Below are 22141 nucleotides of genomic sequence, written 5' to 3' on the forward strand. Positions count from 1 at the left end.
TTTTAAATATCTAATCATTTGATTGTATTAGTACATTATCACAAGAAATATAGATTTTAATTTAATTGAAATATTTATTTCTGCTTTTCTTAAAACAAGAAAAGAGATTAATCATTTCAATATTATGGCAATAGATACAAGTATTGGAGTAATTAGAAAACCATAAAAATGGTATCATCAACCTGCATAGACATATGATTTGTAAATGACTTGAATTATTGATAAGTGAGTGAATATTGCAATGATTGTTGTAGTTAGAGTATATAGAACAACAAGATTTATAAGATTATTTTTTCAATATGCATGATTATCATCAAGTGTTAAATTTAATAATTTGTGTAATCTAATTAGATTAAAAATATTTGTAAAAATAACCTTTATTGCTAAAATCAATACTAGCGCTGCATAAAATCAATAACGATATGTTATATTTCCATATGATTTATCTTCGAATATAGAAATATTTAAATATGTATTTATAATAATAGTTGCAATTAACAAAATATTTGTAATTAAATTTCATAAATACATAAATCTTTTTTGGTTGTTTAATATTTGATTTACAATTGCTTCATTTTGATTTAATAATATTATTTTTTTGGCAATTGAAAAACTAATTATTAAATATATGACGTATGTTAAAAGAAACCCAATTACTAATGAGAAAAAGTAATTTAATGGTATGTGTATATTATCTTTTGATCAGTTTATTTCTCATTTGTACACAATTCCTGATAGTACTATATTTATAATGTTGATTAAATACATTTGAATTTGACTAACTATAAGAAGAGCAAAAGCAATATTAGCTTTTTTGTTATTTTTCCTGATGTTATTAATAGTATATATAGTTGTTATTGGGTTTAATAAAAAGTTGTAATTCATAGTTAATAATGATCTCCTGAATATGTTCATAACAATTCATTGTAAGTTATATGATTATTATTAATCGTGTATTTTATATTCATTGTTCTTCAATAATAATATTTGATAATTTATATAAGTAAATTTTTATATTAAATTCGTTATATACAACATTTTAATTAATATTAATTCAAAAAATATTTAGGATTTTTCGAATAAAATACATATTTTTTTTGTGTTATAAGTGTTTATAAGTAAACTTTTGTTAATCGCCGAGAATAAATAAAGTTATTTAGCTGTAAGAATTTAATTAAATTATTTTTGTTTAAAAATAAAAGGTCTAACTTATACATATAATGAATAATTGTTAAATTATTATTTAAATGTGAATTAATATTGTTAATATGAAATAGAGAATAAATATTTTTTCTTTTCAGTATTTTGTCCAATAATAAAACAATGCTATAAGGATTGTGTTTGTGAATTAATATATCAAATTGCACGCTAAAGTTAATATTTTCACAGATCAGCTTAGAAATAATATTTATATTAAAAGGTATATTCTTTTTAAAGAAATAATTAATATCATCTATTATTTTTTTAATCTTATCTGTTTTGTTGGAATAAATATTCGTACATAATTGGCACAATTTAGAAGGTAAAAAATATTCAGACTTCAAACATTTAATATTATCAATTATCACAATATCATCAATTGTGAAATTTTTCCCCATTAAACATTCAATTTTTATTTCTTTTGAATTATATTCAATTATGATTATTTTGTGTATTTCAGTGTTTAGTATTCACTTTTTGATTTTAAAATTTTTAATAAAATTATTTCACTCTTTTTCTTTTTCTTCCAGATTTAGAAGACTTAAAAAACCAATGTCAACATCATTTGGAACTCTATCTATAAAATTAATTTTATAAAACAAAAAACTACCATGAATAATTATATTATTTACAGTTTTTAAACAATCACTTAAATAATTTCAAAATTCTATCAATACTTATATTATAACTTATAACTGTTTATATAATTGTAGAAACAATGAGAAATCAGTAGATTTTAAATTTTTAGTTCTAATTAGAGATGAAAATTTTATACAAATTTTTAATAGATAATGTAAGCAAGTATTTACTTTAGAAAATTATTAAAAAGATTACTTAATTTTTATTTCAAATTTAATATAAAATATTAAATATGAATTTTAGAAAACTTTTTGATTTTAAATCAACAGAAATGCGTATTGCAGAAACAACACTGAAAAAAATTAATGCACTAGAAGAAGAAATCCAACAATTGACTGATGAGGAATTAAAGGCTAAAACGATTGAATTTCGTCAACGTCTTAATTTAGGTGAATCTCGTGAAGATATTCGTGCTGAAGTCTTTGCAGTTTCAAGAGAAGCAACCAAACGGGTTTTAGGTAAAAGACCATTTGATGTGCAAATGATTGGTGGATTAATTTTAGATTTAGGTTCAGTTGCTGAAATGAAAACAGGGGAAGGTAAAACCATTACTTCTATTGCTCCTGTGTATTTAAATTCATTAACTGGTTCATCTGTAATTGTATCAACTGTTAATGAATACCTTGCAGAACGTGATGCTGAGGAAATGGGACAAGTATTTAAATGACTTGGTCTAACAGTTGGAATTAATAAAGCTCAAATGCCAACCGATTTAAAACGTAAAGCATATGCTTGTGATGTTACATATAGCGTCCATTCAGAACTTGGGTTTGACTATCTACGTGATAACATGGTTATGTCAAAAGAAGAAAAAGTTCAAAGAGGACTTGATTTCATTCTTTTAGATGAGGTTGATTCAATCTTAATTGACGAAGCAAAAACACCTTTAATTATTTCAGGTGGTGATGAAGGAGAAAGCCCTTTATATAATATTGCGGATATATTTGTTAGAACATTAAGTATGGATGACTATTTTATTGACGAAGAGACTAAATCCGTTTATTTAACTGATTTAGGAATTGAAAAAGCTAATAAATATTTCAATTTCTCAAATTTATATGATATTCAAAATAGTGAATTAGTTCATCGCATTCAAAATGCATTAAGAGCACACAAAGTAATGAAATTAGATGTTGAATATATTGTAAGAAATGACAAAATTGAATTAGTTGATTCATTCACTGGCCGGATTATGGAAGGTCGTGCGTATTCAGAGGGTCTACAACAAGCGATTCAAGCAAAAGAAAGAGTTGATATTGAACCAGAGACAAAAACACTCGCTACAATAACTTATCAAAACTTCTTTAGATTATTTAAGAAAATTAGTGGTATGACAGGGACTGCTAAAACCGAAGAAAAGGAATTCATTGATATTTACAACATGCGTGTTAATGTAGTTCCAACTAATAAACCAACTGTGAGAATTGATGATAAAGATGAAATTTATGTAACAATGCATGCTAAATGAAAAGCCGTTGTTAAAGAAGTTAAGAAGATATATGAAAAAGGACAACCTTTATTAATTGGTACAGCACAAGTTGAGGATAGTGAAGTATTACACCATTATTTATTAGAAGAAAGAATTCCACATACTGTTTTAAACGCTAAACAAGACTCATCAGAAGCTGAAATTATTGCACAAGCTGGACAGGTTAAAGCCGTAACTATTGCAACTAATATGGCTGGTCGTGGTACTGACATTAAACCTTCTAAAGAAGCATTAGCTTTAGGTGGATTGTATGTTTTAGGTACAGAAAAAGCTGAATCTAGACGGATTGATAATCAATTAAAAGGACGTTCAGGACGTCAAGGTGATGTTGGTTATTCTAAATTCTTTTTATCATTAGATGACCAATTGATTTTAAGATTCTCTGTACAAGATCGTTGAAAAGAAATTTTTAAAGCATATGGCGATGATCCAATTGAAGGCGAAGCAATTAAGAAAGCATTTTTAAGAGCTCAAAAGAAAATCGAAGGTTTCAACTATGATAACCGTAAAAGTGTTTTAAGTTATGATGACGTTATTAGACAACAAAGAGATTTAATCTATGAACAAAGAGATTTAATTTTAGAAAGAGATGATCTAGGTTCAATTATTAAAAAAATGATTGAAGTTTGTGTTGAACAAACAGTTAATAATCCATATTTCATTAACAAAAACAACACATTAGATTTAAACGGTTTTGTAAGTTATTTAAATAATAACTGAATGAATTTAACTCAACGTCAATTTTCAACAGATGAATTAAGAAAATATGATCGTGAAGATTTAATTGAATACATTACTAAAGTGTTTAATCAAGAATATGATATTTTAAGAAAAAATATTGTTGAAAAATTTGGTGTTACTGGATTAAATACATCAGAGAGATACATAATTCTTCAAGTCTTTGATGCAGCATGACAAGATCACATTAATACAATGGATAAATTAAGACGTAGTTCTAATTTAGTTCAATATTCTCAAAAGAATCCATATCAAGTTTATACTCAATTAGGTTCTAAAAAATTTAAGGAATTAACTAATAGAATAGCTATTGAATCCATTGTTAACTTAATGAATAATCATGATGCATTGCAAATGACTAATAATTTTTCTAATGAATTTTATACCATTTCATCTGATAATCATAAGAACATAGATGTTGAAAAAGTTAAACAATTTATTTCTCAATTATTAAACAGTGAAATGACTAAATTAGCTAAAGAAGGCATAAAACCAGAAGAAATTTCTAAAACTATTTTAGAAAAACAAAAAGAATTGTTAAATACTCTAAAATTAACATTAGATGATTTAGAAATTAAAGAAAGAAAGGAAGAATAAATGAATAATAGTGGTAAATCAAAATACAAAGGATTAGCTATTGCTGGATTAATATTAACAATCATTATAATAATTATCTCCTTAGTGGCTACAATATATCACTTTTATCAACTGGCATCAATTGAATCTAAACCCTTTGAAATAAATTTCAGATATTCTAGTTTAACATTTGCAGTGATTCCATTTATATTTGCAAATTTTATTATTGCAATATTAACAGTTACAAGAATTAAAACTAGAGCTATTATAGCGCTTTTGATTTTGGGCATATTTTTTACTATTTTATTGGTTATAGGATATTCAATATTAATTGGCTCAAAAAGTGATCATAGTAAAACAAATAATAATAGCAACAATATTAATTCAAATCATTTTAATAATTCATCAACTAGAGAAGAAATTCCTTCATCATTTGTTGATAAGTTACCAGAATAGGGAGATTAAATTATGAAAACGATTAAAAAAATTGCCATAACCAATCTTGTTTTGGTATTAGTTCTGATTATCTTACTATCTATAGGAATTGCATTTATGTTTACTGGTGTATATGTGTCATTAATTGGTGCGTTAGTGAACACTCCGCAGTCAAATTCAGCATTGGATACTGCAAATTGAATTAAAATAAGTTGTCTTGTATTAATAATTCCAATATTTATTTTGTTAATAGTATTAAGTACTAAAATTAAAAATACAACATACAAAATGTTAACAATTCTATCTGTTTTATTTATTCCCTTAAATATAGTAGTTTGCTCTATGATTATTCATACTAAAAAAGATTTAACTCAGTTAAATAACAATAATCAAATTCAACAAAAACAAATTAATAAAAATGACAATTTAGTCGATAGACTACCTGAATAATTAATAGTTGGTTTAAAAACCAACTTTTTATTTACCAAAATAAATGATTTTGCAGAAAAAAATAACTTATATCTATTTTTTTGAAATAGATATCCTTATTTATAAGGAGGAACATGAAGTCATTATTTAATTATAGAAAGACAATAATTTTTGGAATTGTTTGATCGGCAATTCGACACTTTGCAATTGTTCTTGTAGTAATATCTTTAATAGTGGCATTTATTGCTGATATTTATTTTGATTATATATGGGTGATATCACTATCTATATGAATGCTTTGCGTTGTTGTTGAATATATTTTTCTATTTACTAAAATATATCTTTATATTGGCGAAAATCCCTTATGAAGATTTATATGTTTAGGAGCAACATTCATAGTAGCTGATTTAATTGGTTTTATTTGATTGTGAAAATTAAAAACTAACGCTATACAAAAAGGTGTCTTCAATAGATTTGTTAATATATTTATTGTGACAGCTATATTTGGTATTATCTGTCCAATATTTCATATTGTAAGCATAATTTATTCAATTATTTTCTATAGAAAAATTGAGTATAAAATATATAAAAAATTATTTTTAGCGGGAATATTCGTACCAATAATGTTGTTAATTGCTCTTATAATGCTTAAAAACAGCAAGTTTAAAATAATAGAGTCATTTGATGATGAATTTGATAGTTCGGTTGAAACAATTAAAGATAATTCTTATAATAGATTACCTGAATAATCAAACAGTCGGTTTAAAGCCGATTTTTTTATTCACTAATATTTATAATTAAATTAAAAAATATCTTGTATCTTTTTTAATTGATAAAACACAAAAGATATTCTACTTTTTTAAAAATACATTTTATAGCCGTTAATGAAATCATGACAAAAAAGTTTTAATGTATTGAAACAGAGATTGTTTAATATTTTTATTATAGTATTACTAACTTTAATAAGTTTTATTATTTCAACAGAGTTGTATTTATGGTTATATTCTAAAATTCAAATTTTGATCAATAAATAATTTGTATTATTGTCTTAATATGTACATTTGTTAAATGATATTTTTTTAATGGAGAATAAAAAACTCAATGATTAATAAGAAATTACATAGTTATAATATATCCAGCATAATTTGCTGGATATATAAAAAGTTGTTTTTAAGGTTGAATGGTTTCGATATAGAATTGCAATGCTTTGTTAAAAATTTTTAGATCATCTGAATAAGTAATTCTGTATTTTGCAGTTTGAATGTCAACTCATTCAACGATTTGAATTTCAGATTCTTGATTAATTAAAATATCTGTTAATGGTTCGGCTACGAAATAAATTACATCTTTTATTGTTAAAAGCAATGGTGAATAAGTGTTTTTCTCTCTAAAACCATCAATGATTTTAATATCAATATTAGTTTCTTCCTTGACCTCTCTGATTGCTGTTTGTTCTTCTGTTTCATTAGCTTCAACATGCCCCTTCGGGAAACCTCAATGACCAGCATTTTGTTCTACTAATAAAACATTTATTTTGTGTCCATCGTGTTTAAAAACAATCGCTCCACAAGATTTTTCTTTTTTAACTGTCATATATATTTTAATAATAGCACATAAAAAATAAATGATTTAAGTTTTAAAAATACTTTTAAGGCAAATTATTTTAATTATGTTGTTTTTTATAATAGTGTTGGTAAAATATAAATATATTTATATATATTTAGGAAGTTTTTATGGAAAATAAATATCTTACTTTGTATCGTCAATTTCGCCCGAATAGTTTTGATGAAGTAAAAGGGCAAAAAAACATTATTACAACACTAAAAAACATTATTTTAACTAACAAAATTTCGCACGCATATTTATTTTGCGGACCTCATGGCACTGGTAAGACATCGGTGGCCAAAATTTTTGCTAACACGATTAATTGTAGACATTCATCCGATAAGTTAAAACCTTGTTTAGAATGTATTGAAAATATTGATCGTAATTTAGATATTATCGAAATAGATGCCGCTTCAAATACTGGAATTGATGATATTCGTGAATTAAGAGAAAAAATCAAACACGTACCAACACATTCAAATTACAAAATATATATTATTGATGAAGTACATATGTTATCAAAAGGAGCTTTTAATGCATTATTAAAAACATTAGAAGAACCACCACAACATGCAATTTTTATTTTAGCTACAACAGATCCTCAAAAAATACCTTTTACTATTTTAAGTAGAGTTCAAAGATTTAATTTCCAAAAAATCAATCTCAATGAAATCATTGATCATTTGAAATACATTTTTGATAAAGAAAATATTCAATATCAAAATAATGTATTAACAACCATTGCTAAATTAGGAAAAGGAAGTTTAAGAGATACATTGAGTATTGCCGATCAAATATCTGTATATGTTGGCAACGGGGTTATTTCAAATGAATCAATTGAGGAACTTTTTGGATTAGCAAATAAAGAATATGCGATAGATATTTTAAATTTACTATATTCTAAAAATACAAAAGCAGTTTTACAAAATTTACATAAATTAATTGAACAAGGAATTAATTTAGAGAAATTATTAGTACAATTAATCGATATTTTAAGAGATTATATTATTTATATCAAAACTAAATCAGGTGATTTACTTGAATTGATTGAATTAGAAGATATAAATAAATTAAATCTAACAACAGAGATTGCATATATTTATGTTGAAGAAATAAATAAAACAATTAAAGAATTAAAATATAGCGATTATATTATCCAAAACGTTGAACTATTATTTTTAAAATTGACTCATGTAAAAAATATTGAAGATAATCAAAATGTTAAAGTTTTACCTAAAACAGACACAATTGAGATTCCACAAAATTTAATTCAGACCAATCAACATTCAACAAATCAAGCCTTTTTTGAAAAAACAACTGATATTGATGAAATGGTTAATTTAGATGCTGAATCAAATCATTTCGATCAAGATTTTGAAAATACAACTGACTTTGTTGTTAATGAAAAGGTTGTAAATAAAACAATTGCTGATAATAAGGGAAATACATTTTTAAATTTATCCGATATTCAAACAAAAACACATACAACAGAAATTGACATTGACACAATTTTAGAAAGAACTTCTGAAATTATGGTTAATGAAAATACTAAATTAATGGATCAAAATGATTTAAATAATTCAATTATTTCAAGCTCATTTGATAATACAGATGAAAATGAAATTAACGATTTTCAAGAAAATAACCAATTATTCGAGAAACAAGATAGTTTAATTTCTGATATTGATAATAAGATTAAGACACAGACTATGGAGTTTAAACAACGTGAATTCATTGATCAAGAAACATTAATTGAATGTTTGATTATTAATATGAATCAAAAGAAAAATGTTTTACAAAAACTTCCAAATGTTGTTGATTATGCTGGTATGGACGCAACTAATTTTTCACAGCTTGAAACTAAATTGAAGAAACAAAAAGATATTGAATTAATCAATTTAATCAAAGATATGAAATTAAAGGCTTCTGCAAAAGATTTTGTTATTTTTGTAGGAAACAACACCTTAAACGTTATTACCTTGAATAAAAAGGCATACGAACATTCAATTGTTTGTTCGGCTGCTCATTTATTTGGTAGATTTGTCCATATTATGGCAATTACTGATAAACAATATGAAGACATAAAGAAATATTGAAAAGATCACATTGATGAAATTAGAACAAGAAAACCAAAAATTACTTTCCAAGATTTAGCGAAGAAATATGACAAAGAATTAAAAAAATTAGAAGAAGCTGGTAGAGAAATTTTTGGCGATGATTTTATGGTTAAATAAAAGGAGAACACAATGGCAATGAATATGAATGAAATGCTTAAAAAAGCAAAAAGATTACAAACTGAAATGGAATTAAAAGAAAAAGAAATTCAAAATAAAGAATTTTTAATAGAAAAACAAGGAATTAGCTTAGTAATAACAGGAAGACGTAAAGTAAAATCAATTACTATTAATGAAGCTTTAATTGATCCAGATGATCCTGAATTAATTCAAGATCTAGTAATGTTGGCTATTAATGAAGGAATTGATAAAGTTGAAGAAGCATATGCTGAACTTGAAAGTGAATATTCAGCATCAGGATTACCTTTTTAATGAATAAATATTTTGAAGAATTGGAATTATTACTTAAAAAAATTCCTGGATTTTCTAAAAAACAGATTCAAAAAACAATTGCATATATTATCGAAAGCAATGATATTGAAATTAATGAATTGATTCAAAAAATCAATAATCTAAAACAAAATATTAAGAAATGCGATATATGTAATTGCTACACAACTGATGCGAATTGTTCAATATGTATAGATAAAACCCGTAGTAGAAGTTTATTTGTAGTTGAAAATCATTTGGATGTACAAAAAATTGAAAATTTAGATTTTTATAAAGGTTATTATTTCGTACTTGAAGGTTTGTATAAACTGAAAGATAACGAAAACAAAGTTTTAAATAACATTGATAAATTGATTGAATTAGGAAATAAATATAACGAAATCATTTTGGGGTTACCCGCAACTCTTGAAGGTCATTTTTCAATGGAATATTTAAAGAAATTGTTAAAAAAACATTATCCAAATTTAAGCGTTTATCAATTATCAATGGGTCTTCCAATGGGTTCTACATTAGAATATATTGATCCAATTACACTAAAACAATCATTAATTAACAAAATTAAAATGTAAGGAATACAATTATGAAATCACAAAATGGTAAATTTATAACAATTGAAGGTATGGATGGAGCAGGAAAATCAACTATTATTAGTATGCTAAAGGTATATTTAGAAGAAAATAATTTAGTTGATAAATTTGTTTTTACAAGAGAACCTGGTTCTGCATTTTCAAAAGAAGCAGAAAAAATTAGAAACCTAATTTTAGATAATCAAAATTCATTTTCTCAAATGGTTGATGCATTATTATTCGCAACATCTCGTAGATTGAATTTAGAAAAAGGTATTTGACCTGCAATTGAAAGTGGAAAACATGTCATTAGCGATAGATATTGACATTCATCATTTGTTTACCAAGGTATTTTAGGTGAAGTTGGTTTGCAAACTGTTAAACAACTAAATGAAATTGCAACCAACAACACAAAACCTGATTTTGTGATTTTTCTAGATCTTGAACCACAAACTTCGGTTGAAAGATTAACACATTTAAGAACTTCAATGGATCGCCTAGAACACACCGATATTAAATATTATGAAAATTTAAAAGAAGCATATTTAAATGTTATTAACGACGATCCGCAACAATTTAGAATCATTGATGCTAAATGTGATATTAACGAACTATTCCAACGTGTTTTAAATGTTTTAAAACAAGAAGGAGTGTTGAATTAGTGATCCAAACATTTTATAAAATCATTGACAATGCATATACGTTAAACAAATTAAGTCAAGTTTATTTGCTTGAGGGTCAAAATAGTATTAATTTTGAACCTTATATTTTATATTTTTGTAATAAACTAAACAATGACAATATAGTTAAATATGAAGAACTATCTAATAAGTCATATGTTTATAAAAACACAAACAAACAAGGAAATATTTCAAAAGAAGAAATTAATGCACTAATTCAGAGAGTGTATGAAAGTACTTTTAATGTTAAAAGAAAGAAAATTTTAATTATTGAAAATGTTGAAAATGGTAATATTTCAACATTAAATTCATTATTAAAATTTCTTGAAAACCCACCATTAAATACATACATTTTATTAACGACAAACAACATTGATTTTGTATTAAAAACAATTAAATCAAGAGCAAACATTATTACAATTAATAAAAACATCTCTAATCATTCCAACATTCAATTTGCTTCGTTTTATTCACTTTTAACAGAAAATGAAGAACAATTAAATTTAATCAAGCAAGATTTATCGATTGAATTACTTGAACAAACTTATTCTTTATTATGCAATGCACCTGTTAAACCATTGACTTTACTGTCATTTTTAGATATGTCTATAAAGGATAATAATTTCAAAGCAATGATTTTATTTATCAAACAATTTTTACTAGAAACTGTCAAAACAAAAACTATTGCTTTTTCAAACAATTTTATTGTGCTAAAGACAATAAATTGTATAAAGAAATGACATAATTTTGATAAAGAAAATGAATTAATTGAATTATGCAATCAGACATTAGAAATTTTTAACATTAATGTTAATATGAATTTACAGATTAAAAATTTCATTTCTAAATTAGGAGCAATTTATGGAATATAAATTAAATATCGTGGGAACCCCTATTGGTAATTTAGATGATATTACAATCAGAGCGCTTAATACTTTGAAATCATCAGATGTTATTTTGTGTGAAGATATTCGTGTTGGTCAAAAATTGTTAAAACATTATGAAATTACCGGTAAGACATTAATAAGTTATCATAATTTCAATGAGCATCAAATTACACCTAAAATTATTCATTTAATTCAACAGGGAAAAAATGTTTCATTAATAACAGATGCAGGAATGCCTTGTATTTCAGATCCTGGTTTTGAAATAATTAAAGTTGCAAAACAGAACAATATTTTTATTGATGTAATTGGTGGACCAACTGCGTTAATTCATGCATTAATTAAAGCCAATTTTTCAAATACATTTACTTTTCTTGGATTTTTAAAAGATAAATCTATTTCACGTCAAAATCAATTAAAAGAGTTAAATCCAGGCACATATGTATGTTATGTATCACCACATAAATTACATAGCACAATTCAGGATTTTGAAATTATATTTAATGATAATATTCAATTGTATTTAATTAAAGAAATGACTAAATTACATGAGTTTTCTTATGAAGGAACACCTAAAGAAATTTTGCAATTAATTTCTGATAATGAAAAAGGTGAGTTTAGTTTAGTATTTGATATTAAACCAATTAAGAAAACCAAAATTAATAAATACGCTAAAGAAATAATTTAAAAACCTAAAGTAGTACACTTTAGATTTTTATTTACAAAATTATTGTTCTAATAAATGATTTATTTCTTCCTCTTCTAATTGAGCTTTTGATATTCTTTTGTTTAAATAATTATCTTTTTGTCATTCAAGAATATCTTGAGTTTTGATATCGCAATTGATTTTGCTAATAGATGTTTGATAAATATTTTCCAACACAATTTCAAAAAAGGTTTGGAAATGTAAATCATTGGTAATAATTTTTAAATTTTTTTCACAATGAATTACTTGAAATAATTTTGGATATTCAATGTGTTCTTTATTGAAAGAAATTACTATCTCTGCATCGTTTTCAATTGTGTATTGAAATTCAGAATATTTTATTTTAGTTATTAACGTCTGTGAAGGATTTAAAATTTTAATTTTAGGATCATCAAATTTTTTATAGCAATTTATTAGATAAAATTGTTTTCTCGAAAAATGTCCAATAGGGTCAAATATTACATATGATAAAAACCATGTAGGAGAAATTAACATCAATCAATCTTCATTAAATCATTTAAAGAATGATTCCCTATTTTTCGGTAGATATGAAATAGCATTTAATAAAATGTAATCTTTTAAATTTTCTTTAGGTGTATTTGGAGATAGTAAATCTTGGTTGTTAATTCTCAAGTGATTTTTATGTTTATTAATACCTAAAATAATTCCATTGATGATAGTTAATAAAAAGTAGGAAATACATAGTGAAGCAATAAAATATAAGATTATTTTTCCATATATGTTATTTTGGTATGCCATTAATTCGTGAAAATGAATTCCTAAAGTAATTACATTTAATATTAAAGTAAGTAAAGAACTAACGAATAAATAATACACATAGACTATATCAAATTGCTTCTTGATTTTTGGTTTATCAGTATTGTTAATATCGATGTCTTTATTTCAAACTTCTTTTAGTTGTTGATGATATACAGCATCGATTTTTTGTTCATTTTTATTTGAAAGACGTTTTTCGAAAATATAATGATTTCATTTCGATATACTATCTTTCTTTAAGTTTTTTACTCATTGATAATTTCTTGATTGTTTAAAGGTTAATATACAAACCGTAATTAAGATACCAATATGAATAACTAAAGCAGGAATTGATATAATAAATAGTCTTTTAAAAGATGTCTCTGAATCATATTTTTCAAATAAGAAATATAAGTTAATAAGAATTGGTGTACAAAATTTTAGAAATACGATTCAAATTTTGTTGATTATATATTTAAATTCTAACGTTTTCATAGAATCACAACCTCCTAGAACATTTATATAAACATTATAAAACCCGATTGTTTTTTTTTTTTTTTTAATTTTTCGGTTTTTTAATGAATTAATTTAATTATTTAAAAACAAGTTTGTTTTTGTTATAATATTACACGTAAATGGCGTTCGTGGCGAAACGGCTAACGCATCGGGTTGTGGCTCCGACATTCGAGGGTTCAACTCCCTTCGAACGCCCCATTTTTTTTATTCATTTTTTGGTATCATTATTAATATAAATTTCATTTAATTAATAAAATAAGAGGAATTATGAATAAAAAGAAAATTATTTTAACAGTTATTGATGGACTTGGTATTAGAGAAGAAAAACAAGGTAATGCTTATGCACAAGCATTTCACCCAATTTTTGATTATTTAACACATATGTGTCCAAATTCAAAACTTCAAGCATCAGGTGAATATGTTGGACTGCCAAAAGGTCAAATTGGTAATTCAGAAGTTGGTCATTTAACAATTGGTGCCGGAAGAGTTGTATATACTGGTTTATCATTAATTAATAACGCTATTGAAACAAATAAATTTAATCAAAATCAAATTTTATTAGACACAATTAGAACTGCTAAAAAGAATAATACAACATTACATTTAATGGGTCTATTAAGTACAGGTGGTGTGCATTCATTAGACCAACATTTATTTGCAATCTTAGATCTAGCTTATAATGAAGGACTAAAAAATGTATCAATTCATGTTTTTGGTGATGGCCGTGATGTTAAACCACAATCAATATATGATTCATTAAATCCATTGAAAGAAAAAGTTGCAAAATACAATTACACTATATCTTCAATTGCCGGTCGTTTCTATGCAATGGATAGAGATAAAATGTTTGAACGTAACCAATTAAGTTATGATGCAATTTTAGGTTTATCAAATAATGTAATTGAAGATATTGACGAATACATTGAATTACAATATGAAAAAGGTATTTACGATGAATTTTTCGTTCCTGCGCAATTAAAAAATGGGAAATTCATTCAAGATCATGATTCAGTTATTTTCTTTAACTTCCGTCCAGATCGTGCAAGACAATTAAGTCATATGTTAATTGGTTCAAATCTATATGATTACAAACCAAGTGAAACTAGAATAATTGATTCTTTTGTTTCAATGATGAAATACGAAGGAATTGATTCTAAAATTGCATTTGAAGAAATGAAAGTAACTAATCCATTGGGAGAAGTAATAGCAAAAGCTAATTTAAAACAATTGCGTTTAGCAGAAACACAAAAATATGCTCACGTCACTTTCTTTATGGATGGTGGAATTGATGTTGTTTATAACAACGAAGAACGTATTTTAGTAGATAGTCTAAAAGTTGAATCTTATGCTGATTATCCACATATGTCCGCTAAAGAAATCACAGATAAATTATTAGAAACCATTGATAAAGTCGATTTTGTTATCATGAATTATGCAAACCCAGATATGGTCGGGCATACAGGAAACCTAAATTCAACAATCAAAGCTATTGAATTTCTTGATGAACAATTTGAAAGAATTTTAAATTATGTAGCAGCAAATAAAGAACACGTTACATGATTTGTTACAGCAGATCACGGAAATGCAGAATTAACCGAAGATGAAAATGGTAAACCAGCTACTAAACATACAACATATCCCGTTATGTTTGTATCAAGCGATAAAAGCTTTAGTTTAAAAGATGGTACATTAGCTGACGTTGCTCCAACTATTTTAGATTATCTTGGAATTGAAAAACCAAGTGAAATGACTGGAAATTCATTGATTGTTAAGTAATTTTTCATTAAACATAAACAACGCATAAAGCGTTGTTTTTTAATATAAGAAAAAGGCGGTGTTTCACACCTTTAAAAATAGAGCTATTACTAAAATCTTAATGATAGACAGCTTAATCCACCATCTAATTTTTTGTATTCTGAAGTGTCACAGGTGATTACTCTGTAAATTCCTAAATCTTGTACAGCCTTTAGAACATTAGGGTATCCTTCTGGCACGATAACTGTTTCATTTACTCAAATACAGTTTGCTGCATATTCTTCTGGTGCTTTAACAACGATTTGGTTGAAATCTTTAAATGTTGGATAATTTAGAAACTCACCTGAAATTAATAGGTTGTTGTGTTCTAAGTAGTTAACTCCTGTTTTTAGGTGTAACATTTCTGTCATTGGAACAGGAATACATTTTTTACCATGTGCAGCTAGAATGTTGTGGAATTGACGAATACCTTCACGGTTTGTTCTTTCTGACATACCGATGTAGTAGGTGTCTCCAACCATCATAACATCCCCACCATCTACAGTTCCTGGTGCTTCAATTTTGAATAAATGTTTTTCATCAAAGAATTTTTGTAGATATGGTAACATTTCATGTTTTTCACCATTACGTGATGCAGCTCCTGGGTTTGTTAGAATTGCGAATTCTCCAGTTACGATAACTGCTGTATCTTCAACGAAGCATGAGTCTGGGTATGCTTCATTTTTAGGTGCACATGTTACTGTTACACCACAGCTTTCTAAAGCTTTTTTGTAAGCTTCGTGTTGTTTAAGTGCTAATTCATAGTTTGGTTTTCCCATTGCAATAGCAGCTTCAGAAGATGCAATACCTTCTGTCATTGTGCTAGCAGGTGTTTTTACAATAACATTGTGAAATTTGTTTTTTAATTGTGACATAATTCTCCTTATGTTTTAATAATAGTCATCGAGAATAATTATTCTCAAACATAATTTTATCAATTATTGTAAAAGAATTTTTTACTTTATATAAAGAAATAATTTGCTAATTTTTGTAGTGAAACAGAAACATAAAAAAAGTATTTTTTGGTAAAATTTTATTACCATGCTAGTGAATCATAATGTATATATTGATTTCGAGGCAATCACTAATCCCTTTGCTAGATTAATTAAATTGCCAAGCGGAATCCCATATTGTTATACAATTGGTCTTTTGAATAAAAAAGGTGTTTTTGAAACATCAACTTTTATTATTGATTTTCACAAACATCGCGGAATTGAAAGTATATGATTCTTTTTAAAGAAAAACATTATTGATGATATTAAACGAATAAATGATGAAATTGATGTTAATAAAGTGGTTTTTATTGGGCATAACCCAGAACTTGAAAAGAAATGTATTAAAAAAATTTTCCCCGATCACCAAGTTTTACCTTTGATTAAACAAAGAGAAGTTTCATTATCTAAATTAACTGCTAAAACATTTAAAAATGAATATTTTATTAACACTAAACAATTAATAGAAAAATTACAAGGCAAAAAAGTTTATGATTCACTCATGCATCGCAGTGGAGCAATTGCTTCTTACGCTGGTTATTGATTGTATGTAAATTCATTAAAAAATCTAAGAACAAAAGATAGCCGTGCTAGATATTTTATTAGCGATATTAATGAAAAAACATTTACTAAGGAATTGAAAAAATATTCAAAGGATGATGTATTGAAAATGTATTATTTAGCATCAATTCCTGAGCGACATGATGAATTGGTTAAAGAAGTTTTATATAAACAAGAATTATTGAAACAAATTAATAATTTAAATTTAAATGACAAATTAACAATAAAAGAAATAAAAGAAAAAATTTGAGAAATATAAGGAATAAATATGAACGGATCAATTGTAAAGAAAAATAATTGATTTACCGGTCTTTTTCCCAAAACAAAAGTTGATTGAAAAATGTATATTTTGAAATCTCTTCCCATTGTAATTGGCGAAATTTTGTTTTGTTTAAATGGTTTCCTTGATAACTTTATGGTAAGCCATTTAAATTATGGTATTGATGCATTAACATATGCAAACACTTGAACTGGTTTGATATATATAATATTTTTTGCCATTCAAGGAATAGCTGCTATGTATGTTGGTCAATATTATGGTCGGAAAATGTATGACAAAGTAAATCAAGTAATGAACTTGAGATTTTGAATGAATGTATTTTTTGTATTAGGTTTTGCAATACCAAGTTGATCAATAACTGATTTAATGATTACATCTGTTGCTGGCAAAACTATATCTCCTTTAGCTTTAGAACAAGCAAGATGATATTTAATTATTATTACTTTTTCTTGATTAATTACATGTTATAACTTCAATACAAATATGTTATTAAACGAAACAGGACATTCAAATTACGCTTTCATTAGTGCTACATTAACTTTAATTACAAATGCGGCAATAAATGCAACATTGTTATATGGATTTAAATTACCAGCTTGAGGAGCTGCTGTTGGTTCAATTTGTGCGGCATTTGTCTGCTTAATTAGTGACTCGTTATTTACATATTTTAAGGATCGTAAAATTTTTATGAGTCCTTTAAAAATATTTTTTATCAAAAAAATGATTGCAATTCAAATATGCAAAAAAATTCCAGCAATGTTATTGACAATATTGGCAATGGGAACAATACCGTTAAGAATGGTTCTTTGAGCTAGAGCATATCCAGAGCAATCAATTGGTGAACCATGAATGAATATAAGTGGTGTTACTGTATTAGGTTTAGTTGAATCTCTTGCCTCAATTGCTGCCGCTGTTACTGGTGTATGTTCAAGCAACGTTTCTTATTTTGTTGCAACGCATTTGGGTAATTCGGAATTTGAAGAGGCACAAAGAAGATCGCAAGAATTAAAAGGATTTCATACAATCTGCGGAATTTTTGTTTCAATTATAATGATTGGTGTTGTTTATGGAATTGCATATGCTTCAATGACTTCATCTGGTGTGGCAAAAACGATCACTGATAAGTTTAAAAACGATTCAAATGTTACACCAGAACAATTAAATACAATGGTTGAACAAGGGATTGCAGAATTTAGAAAAAATTTCATTAATTGTTCATGAACATTTATTGGTTTTAATCCAATTTGATGTTGATTTTATACTTCGTTAGCTTTAATTAGATCGGGCGGGGAAAGTATTATAGCATCAATTGCATTGTTGGGTGGTCAATGATCAATGATGATTTGACATGTAATTATTTGTTTTGCAATTGTTAAATATACTAATATCACATTGCCGGTATCATATTTCTTATTGTTTTCATGAGATTTTATTAGATGATTATTATACGAAGTAATTCAATTAAAATCTAATTGAAAACAAAACATTACTAAGGAAACGGAAATTGATAAACAATTAGTTATTGAAAAGTAAACCTGTTGGTTTATTTTTTAATTTAAAAAATATTTATGTAAAATAAATATATTATGCAAAAAGAAATTAACTATGTAGCAATTGGCGATTCAATTTCCCAAGGTTTTAATTCAAAAATCGGTGGTCCTTCATTTGGTTTTAAATATAGAGATCAAAAATTTCATAAAGGGTATAGTTATTCAGATTATTTTTTAGAATATTTATATCATTATCTAAAAAAGAATACATTAAATTACAACGAAATTTTTGATAACATTAGCTATGAAAATTTATCTCTTGCAACGGCAAGAATTGAAGATTATATTAACATTTTAAATGGAGAAATTAATGATAATATTATTGATTTATTTAAATTGAATAATAGAATAAATAAAGAAACCCGTTTCTATAAAGGAATTTATAAAGATTTTTACGATATTCAAGAAAACGTTGAAGATTTAAGAAAAACTATTGCAAGAGATTTTTATATCAAAATTAAAAACGCCAATCTGCTTACTTGTACAATTGGTGGTAATGAATTTCAAGCCAGTTTTCCTTTGATGTTATTAAAACGAATTATTTTTGAAAAAAATTATTTCTTGCAATTAAAAATTAAAGATCAAATTGTACAAGAGATGAAAAAAATAACCGAGAAATTAAAACCAAAATTTCTGGAATTTATTCGAAAAATTAGAGATATTAATCCCAATTTAAAGATAATGTTAATTTCTTATACCCCTCCTTTTTTACCGTTCATTTTGTCATTTGAATCAATTTTGCAAAAACGTAATCCAATAATTTTTAATGATTTGTTTAAAAATATTTATCAAGAAATAAGCTTATTATATGAAGAAATTGGTAAAGAATATGATTGTGAAATAATTAAACCTTTCAAATTCAAATATTGATTAAAAAACTCGAACTTGTTAGTTGAAAATACAATAGATGTCCATCCTACAGAGTTAGGTTATCAACAAATAGGTCGTTTAATTTTCAATCGCTTTCTTGAAAAAGGCTGATTTGGTTATAATAAAACTAAACAATGTAAAATTTATTATTCAAATAAAATTAAATTAGCACAATTAATCACAGAAGAAGTCCAAAATGATTTTGATTTATCTTTAAAAATGAATTTTAATGTTAATAAAATTTCAATAATTTTCAATGCTTGAACACACCAGAATAACCAATTACAAAATCCATATTTTGTTTTATTAAAAAGAGAGACAAATCGTTTGATTGATCATGAATTGAAAAACGTTGAAATTGTTAAAAGAAATGAATATTTATCATTAAGTGAATTATTGCTTGAAAATATGTTCTTCATTTTCAAATACTTGGATGTAAATTCAAAGATTAAGGAATTTATCGAAGATAATGTTAAAAACGATTATTTATTAACTATTTTAAAAAATATAATTCGTTCAGAAAACATTCAAAAAATCATTTTTGATATTGAGGAACAATATCGAAAATTAGGTTGCATAAAACTTCAAAAATTTATTAAATTAGCAGCTATACATAGTGAAACACATACAATAAATTTATTTAACGAACTATATCACAACCCAAATTCAAAATTAAAAGAGAAAATTGATGATTTTCTAGATGCAGTTATTCACGATTTAGAAAATAATGTTAAATTACAACAAGAAAATCATATTATTAAGGAATTTATTGATATTTTAGTAAGTGATTTATCAAACCGCAATCACTTAATTAATTTAATTAAACAATTCAAGCTCTTTTTAGGTACTATATATAACTATTCGAAGGTTGATGAAATTTATTATCAATTTTTAAGTGAAAATAAAATTGAAATAAAACAAACATATTTAGATATTATTAATGGCATTTTACAGAAATATGAAAATAATGATGTTGATTTTTCTGAGATGTTATTGACAATTTTGAATGTAAAAAAATCTCTTCTGAATTGAAAAGATTGAAGAAAATTAGAATGCATAATTAAAAATTTATATTCTTCGTTGAAAGATGATAAATTCAAGGAATCATTATTCAATATAATTTGAAAATCATTAAATTTAATTAGATTGTGAGATTGAATTCAATTTGATAAGTTTTCAATTATGAAGTTCTATATTCAAGTAATTAAAAAATTTGGTATGTTAATTACAAGAAATTTAATGAATCCGAAATTAAATAAATTGAAAAAAATAATTTTTAAGATTTCTTCTTTTGTATTTAGAATGAAAATCAAGAAAAAAATTAAAGGATAAATTATGGAATTATATGAAAAAAGAGAAAAATATAATGATGGCTTTTTAAAGGTTTCTGAATTACATAGTATTTATTATCAAGAATTTGGTAATCCAAATGGTACTCCAATTGTGTTTGTTCATGGAGGTCCGGGAGGAGGATGTTCTGATTCATCATCACAATTTTTTGATCATAATTATTATAGAATTATTTTATTTGATCAAAGAGGATGTGGAAAAAGTATTCCGAGTGCAGAAATTAGAGAAAATACCACTTGAGAATTAGTTGAAGATATGGAGAAATTACGTAAATTTCTTAATATTGATCAATGAATTTTATTTGGTGGGTCTTGAGGCTCTACGTTAAGCTTGATTTATGCAATTAATTATCCACAAAACGTTAAAGCGATGATTTTAAGAGGAATCTTTTTAGGTAGAAAGCAAGATCAATCTTATTTATATCAACAAGGTGCTTCTTGATATTTTCCAGAGGAATATGAAGAATTTGCCTCATTTGTAAAACCAAACGAAAGACACAACTTGATTAATTCATATCATAAGTATTTAAATTCAGACAATTTAGATATTGCAATGCAAGCGGCATATCGTTGAGCTAAATGAGAACTGGGTTTAATTACTTTAGAAAAAACTCCATTTTTAGAAGAGATTTTGAGCGATAGAAAAGCTAATCTTGAACTAGCAAGATTGGAAAATCACTATTTTGTTAATAACATTTTTATTAAAGATGATAACTATATATTAAACAATGTTAATAAAATTGAAAATATAAAAACAATTATTGTTCATGGTAGATATGATATGGATTGCGTTCCTGAAGGTGCATATTTATTATATAAACAATTAAAAAACGCAAAATTGAATTTTATTCCAGCAAGCGGTCATAGCTCACGTGAACCTTTAATTGCATCGGCATTAGTAGATGCTACAGAAGAATTAAAAAATATGAATTTTTAATTATTTAAAATATAATATATTCAAT

Annotated in this window: 20 protein-coding genes and 1 tRNA gene; 16 read left to right on the forward strand and 5 right to left on the reverse strand. The window is 25.4% G+C overall.

What is annotated here, in order from left to right; all coding sequences use genetic code 4:
• Positions 1–27: 27 nt before the first annotated feature.
• Together EXC28_RS05410 and EXC28_RS05415 are read right to left on the reverse strand one after the other, a co-directional pair.
• Positions 28–885, reverse strand: a complete 858-nt coding sequence (locus tag EXC28_RS05410; RefSeq protein WP_029330713.1) for a hypothetical protein — start codon at positions 883–885, stop codon at positions 28–30.
• A 227-nt stretch (positions 886–1112) separates the two neighbouring features.
• Positions 1113–1874, reverse strand: coding sequence for a hypothetical protein (locus EXC28_RS05415; protein ID WP_129695085.1), 762 nt, complete (start codon positions 1872–1874; stop codon positions 1113–1115).
• 197 nt (positions 1875–2071) lie between these two features.
• Between EXC28_RS05415 and secA the strand changes: the two genes are divergently transcribed.
• The 4 genes from secA (at position 2072) to EXC28_RS05425 (ending at position 6255) form a co-directional block, all read left to right on the forward strand.
• Positions 2072–4663, forward strand: a complete 2592-nt coding sequence (gene secA, locus EXC28_RS00740; RefSeq protein WP_112541180.1) for a preprotein translocase subunit SecA — start codon at positions 2072–2074, stop codon at positions 4661–4663.
• Positions 4664–5098 carry a hypothetical protein gene (locus EXC28_RS00745; RefSeq protein ID WP_029330707.1) on the forward strand — a complete coding sequence of 145 codons (435 nt, stop codon included), beginning with the start codon at positions 4664–4666 and terminating at the stop codon, positions 5096–5098.
• A gap of 12 nt (positions 5099–5110) precedes the next feature.
• The gene (locus EXC28_RS05420) at positions 5111–5527 is read left to right on the forward strand and encodes a hypothetical protein (RefSeq protein ID WP_029330705.1); all 417 of its coding nucleotides are present in this window, start codon (positions 5111–5113) and stop codon (positions 5525–5527) included.
• A gap of 113 nt (positions 5528–5640) precedes the next feature.
• The gene (locus EXC28_RS05425) at positions 5641–6255 is read left to right on the forward strand and encodes a hypothetical protein (RefSeq protein WP_029330702.1); all 615 of its coding nucleotides are present in this window, start codon (positions 5641–5643) and stop codon (positions 6253–6255) included.
• A gap of 421 nt (positions 6256–6676) precedes the next feature.
• On the opposite strand, the gene EXC28_RS00760 is transcribed toward EXC28_RS05425, so the two are convergent.
• Complete coding sequence (locus EXC28_RS00760; RefSeq protein ID WP_029330701.1) at positions 6677–7099, reverse strand: bis(5'-nucleosyl)-tetraphosphatase; 423 nt, start codon at positions 7097–7099, stop codon at positions 6677–6679.
• Between the two features lie 140 nt (positions 7100–7239).
• Between EXC28_RS00760 and dnaX the strand changes: the two genes are divergently transcribed.
• Genes dnaX through rsmI form a run of 6 tightly spaced genes read left to right on the forward strand, consistent with a single transcriptional unit; the run spans position 7240 to position 12493 of the window.
• Positions 7240–9345 (forward strand): DNA polymerase III subunit gamma/tau, encoded by a 2106-nt coding sequence (gene dnaX / locus EXC28_RS00765; protein WP_029330700.1) that lies wholly within the window; start codon positions 7240–7242, stop codon positions 9343–9345.
• An 18-nt stretch (positions 9346–9363) separates the two neighbouring features.
• Positions 9364–9657 (forward strand): YbaB/EbfC family nucleoid-associated protein, encoded by a 294-nt coding sequence (locus EXC28_RS00770; RefSeq protein ID WP_029330696.1) that lies wholly within the window; start codon positions 9364–9366, stop codon positions 9655–9657.
• A complete protein-coding gene (locus EXC28_RS00775; RefSeq protein ID WP_029330693.1) occupies positions 9657–10244 on the forward strand; it encodes a toprim domain-containing protein in 588 nt (195 codons plus the stop codon). Before EXC28_RS00770 ends, EXC28_RS00775 begins: the two co-directional genes overlap by 1 nt.
• A gap of 11 nt (positions 10245–10255) precedes the next feature.
• Positions 10256–10903 (forward strand): dTMP kinase, encoded by a 648-nt coding sequence (gene tmk / locus EXC28_RS00780; protein ID WP_029330691.1) that lies wholly within the window; start codon positions 10256–10258, stop codon positions 10901–10903.
• Positions 10903–11793 carry a hypothetical protein gene (locus EXC28_RS00785; protein ID WP_051622616.1) on the forward strand — a complete coding sequence of 297 codons (891 nt, stop codon included), beginning with the start codon at positions 10903–10905 and terminating at the stop codon, positions 11791–11793. The genes tmk and EXC28_RS00785 overlap by 1 nt, the downstream gene beginning before the upstream one ends.
• Positions 11783–12493, forward strand: coding sequence for a 16S rRNA (cytidine(1402)-2'-O)-methyltransferase (gene rsmI, locus EXC28_RS00790; RefSeq protein ID WP_029330687.1), 711 nt, complete (start codon positions 11783–11785; stop codon positions 12491–12493). Before EXC28_RS00785 ends, rsmI begins: the two co-directional genes overlap by 11 nt.
• Before the next feature lie 39 nt (positions 12494–12532).
• Here the strand turns inward: rsmI and EXC28_RS05430 are convergent, their stop codons facing one another.
• Positions 12533–13762 carry a hypothetical protein gene (locus EXC28_RS05430; RefSeq protein WP_029330684.1) on the reverse strand — a complete coding sequence of 410 codons (1230 nt, stop codon included), beginning with the start codon at positions 13760–13762 and terminating at the stop codon, positions 12533–12535.
• Positions 13763–13905: 143 nt separating this feature from the next.
• Between EXC28_RS05430 and EXC28_RS00800 the strand changes: the two genes are divergently transcribed.
• Positions 13906–13981 (forward strand) — tRNA-His (locus tag EXC28_RS00800).
• A 69-nt stretch (positions 13982–14050) separates the two neighbouring features.
• Entirely contained in the window at positions 14051–15559 is a 1509-nt protein-coding gene (gpmI, locus tag EXC28_RS00805; RefSeq protein ID WP_029330682.1) for a 2,3-bisphosphoglycerate-independent phosphoglycerate mutase, read from the forward strand.
• A gap of 89 nt (positions 15560–15648) precedes the next feature.
• Here gpmI and EXC28_RS05435 read toward each other — a convergent pair whose 3' ends face one another.
• Entirely contained in the window at positions 15649–16452 is an 804-nt protein-coding gene (locus EXC28_RS05435; protein ID WP_029330680.1) for a dimethylarginine dimethylaminohydrolase family protein, read from the reverse strand.
• Between the two features lie 166 nt (positions 16453–16618).
• Here EXC28_RS05435 and EXC28_RS05440 point away from each other — a divergent pair, with 166 nt between their 5' ends.
• Genes EXC28_RS05440 through pip form a run of 4 tightly spaced genes read left to right on the forward strand, consistent with a single transcriptional unit; the run spans position 16619 to position 22116 of the window.
• Complete coding sequence (locus EXC28_RS05440) at positions 16619–17389, forward strand: hypothetical protein (RefSeq protein ID WP_029330678.1); 771 nt, start codon at positions 16619–16621, stop codon at positions 17387–17389.
• 9 nt (positions 17390–17398) lie between these two features.
• Positions 17399–18943 carry an MATE family efflux transporter gene (locus tag EXC28_RS05445; protein ID WP_029330676.1) on the forward strand — a complete coding sequence of 515 codons (1545 nt, stop codon included), beginning with the start codon at positions 17399–17401 and terminating at the stop codon, positions 18941–18943.
• Positions 18944–18996: 53 nt separating this feature from the next.
• On the forward strand, positions 18997–21162 hold the full coding sequence (locus EXC28_RS00825; protein WP_029330674.1) for an SGNH/GDSL hydrolase family protein: 2166 nt from the start codon (positions 18997–18999) through the stop codon (positions 21160–21162).
• Positions 21163–21165: 3 nt separating this feature from the next.
• A complete protein-coding gene (gene pip, locus EXC28_RS05450) occupies positions 21166–22116 on the forward strand; it encodes a prolyl aminopeptidase (RefSeq protein WP_029330673.1) in 951 nt (316 codons plus the stop codon).
• The last annotated feature ends 25 nt before the right edge of the window (positions 22117–22141 follow it).

The organism is Metamycoplasma cloacale (assembly GCF_900660735.1).
Lineage (GTDB): Bacteria > Bacillota_I > Bacilli_A > Mycoplasmatales > Metamycoplasmataceae > Metamycoplasma > Metamycoplasma cloacale.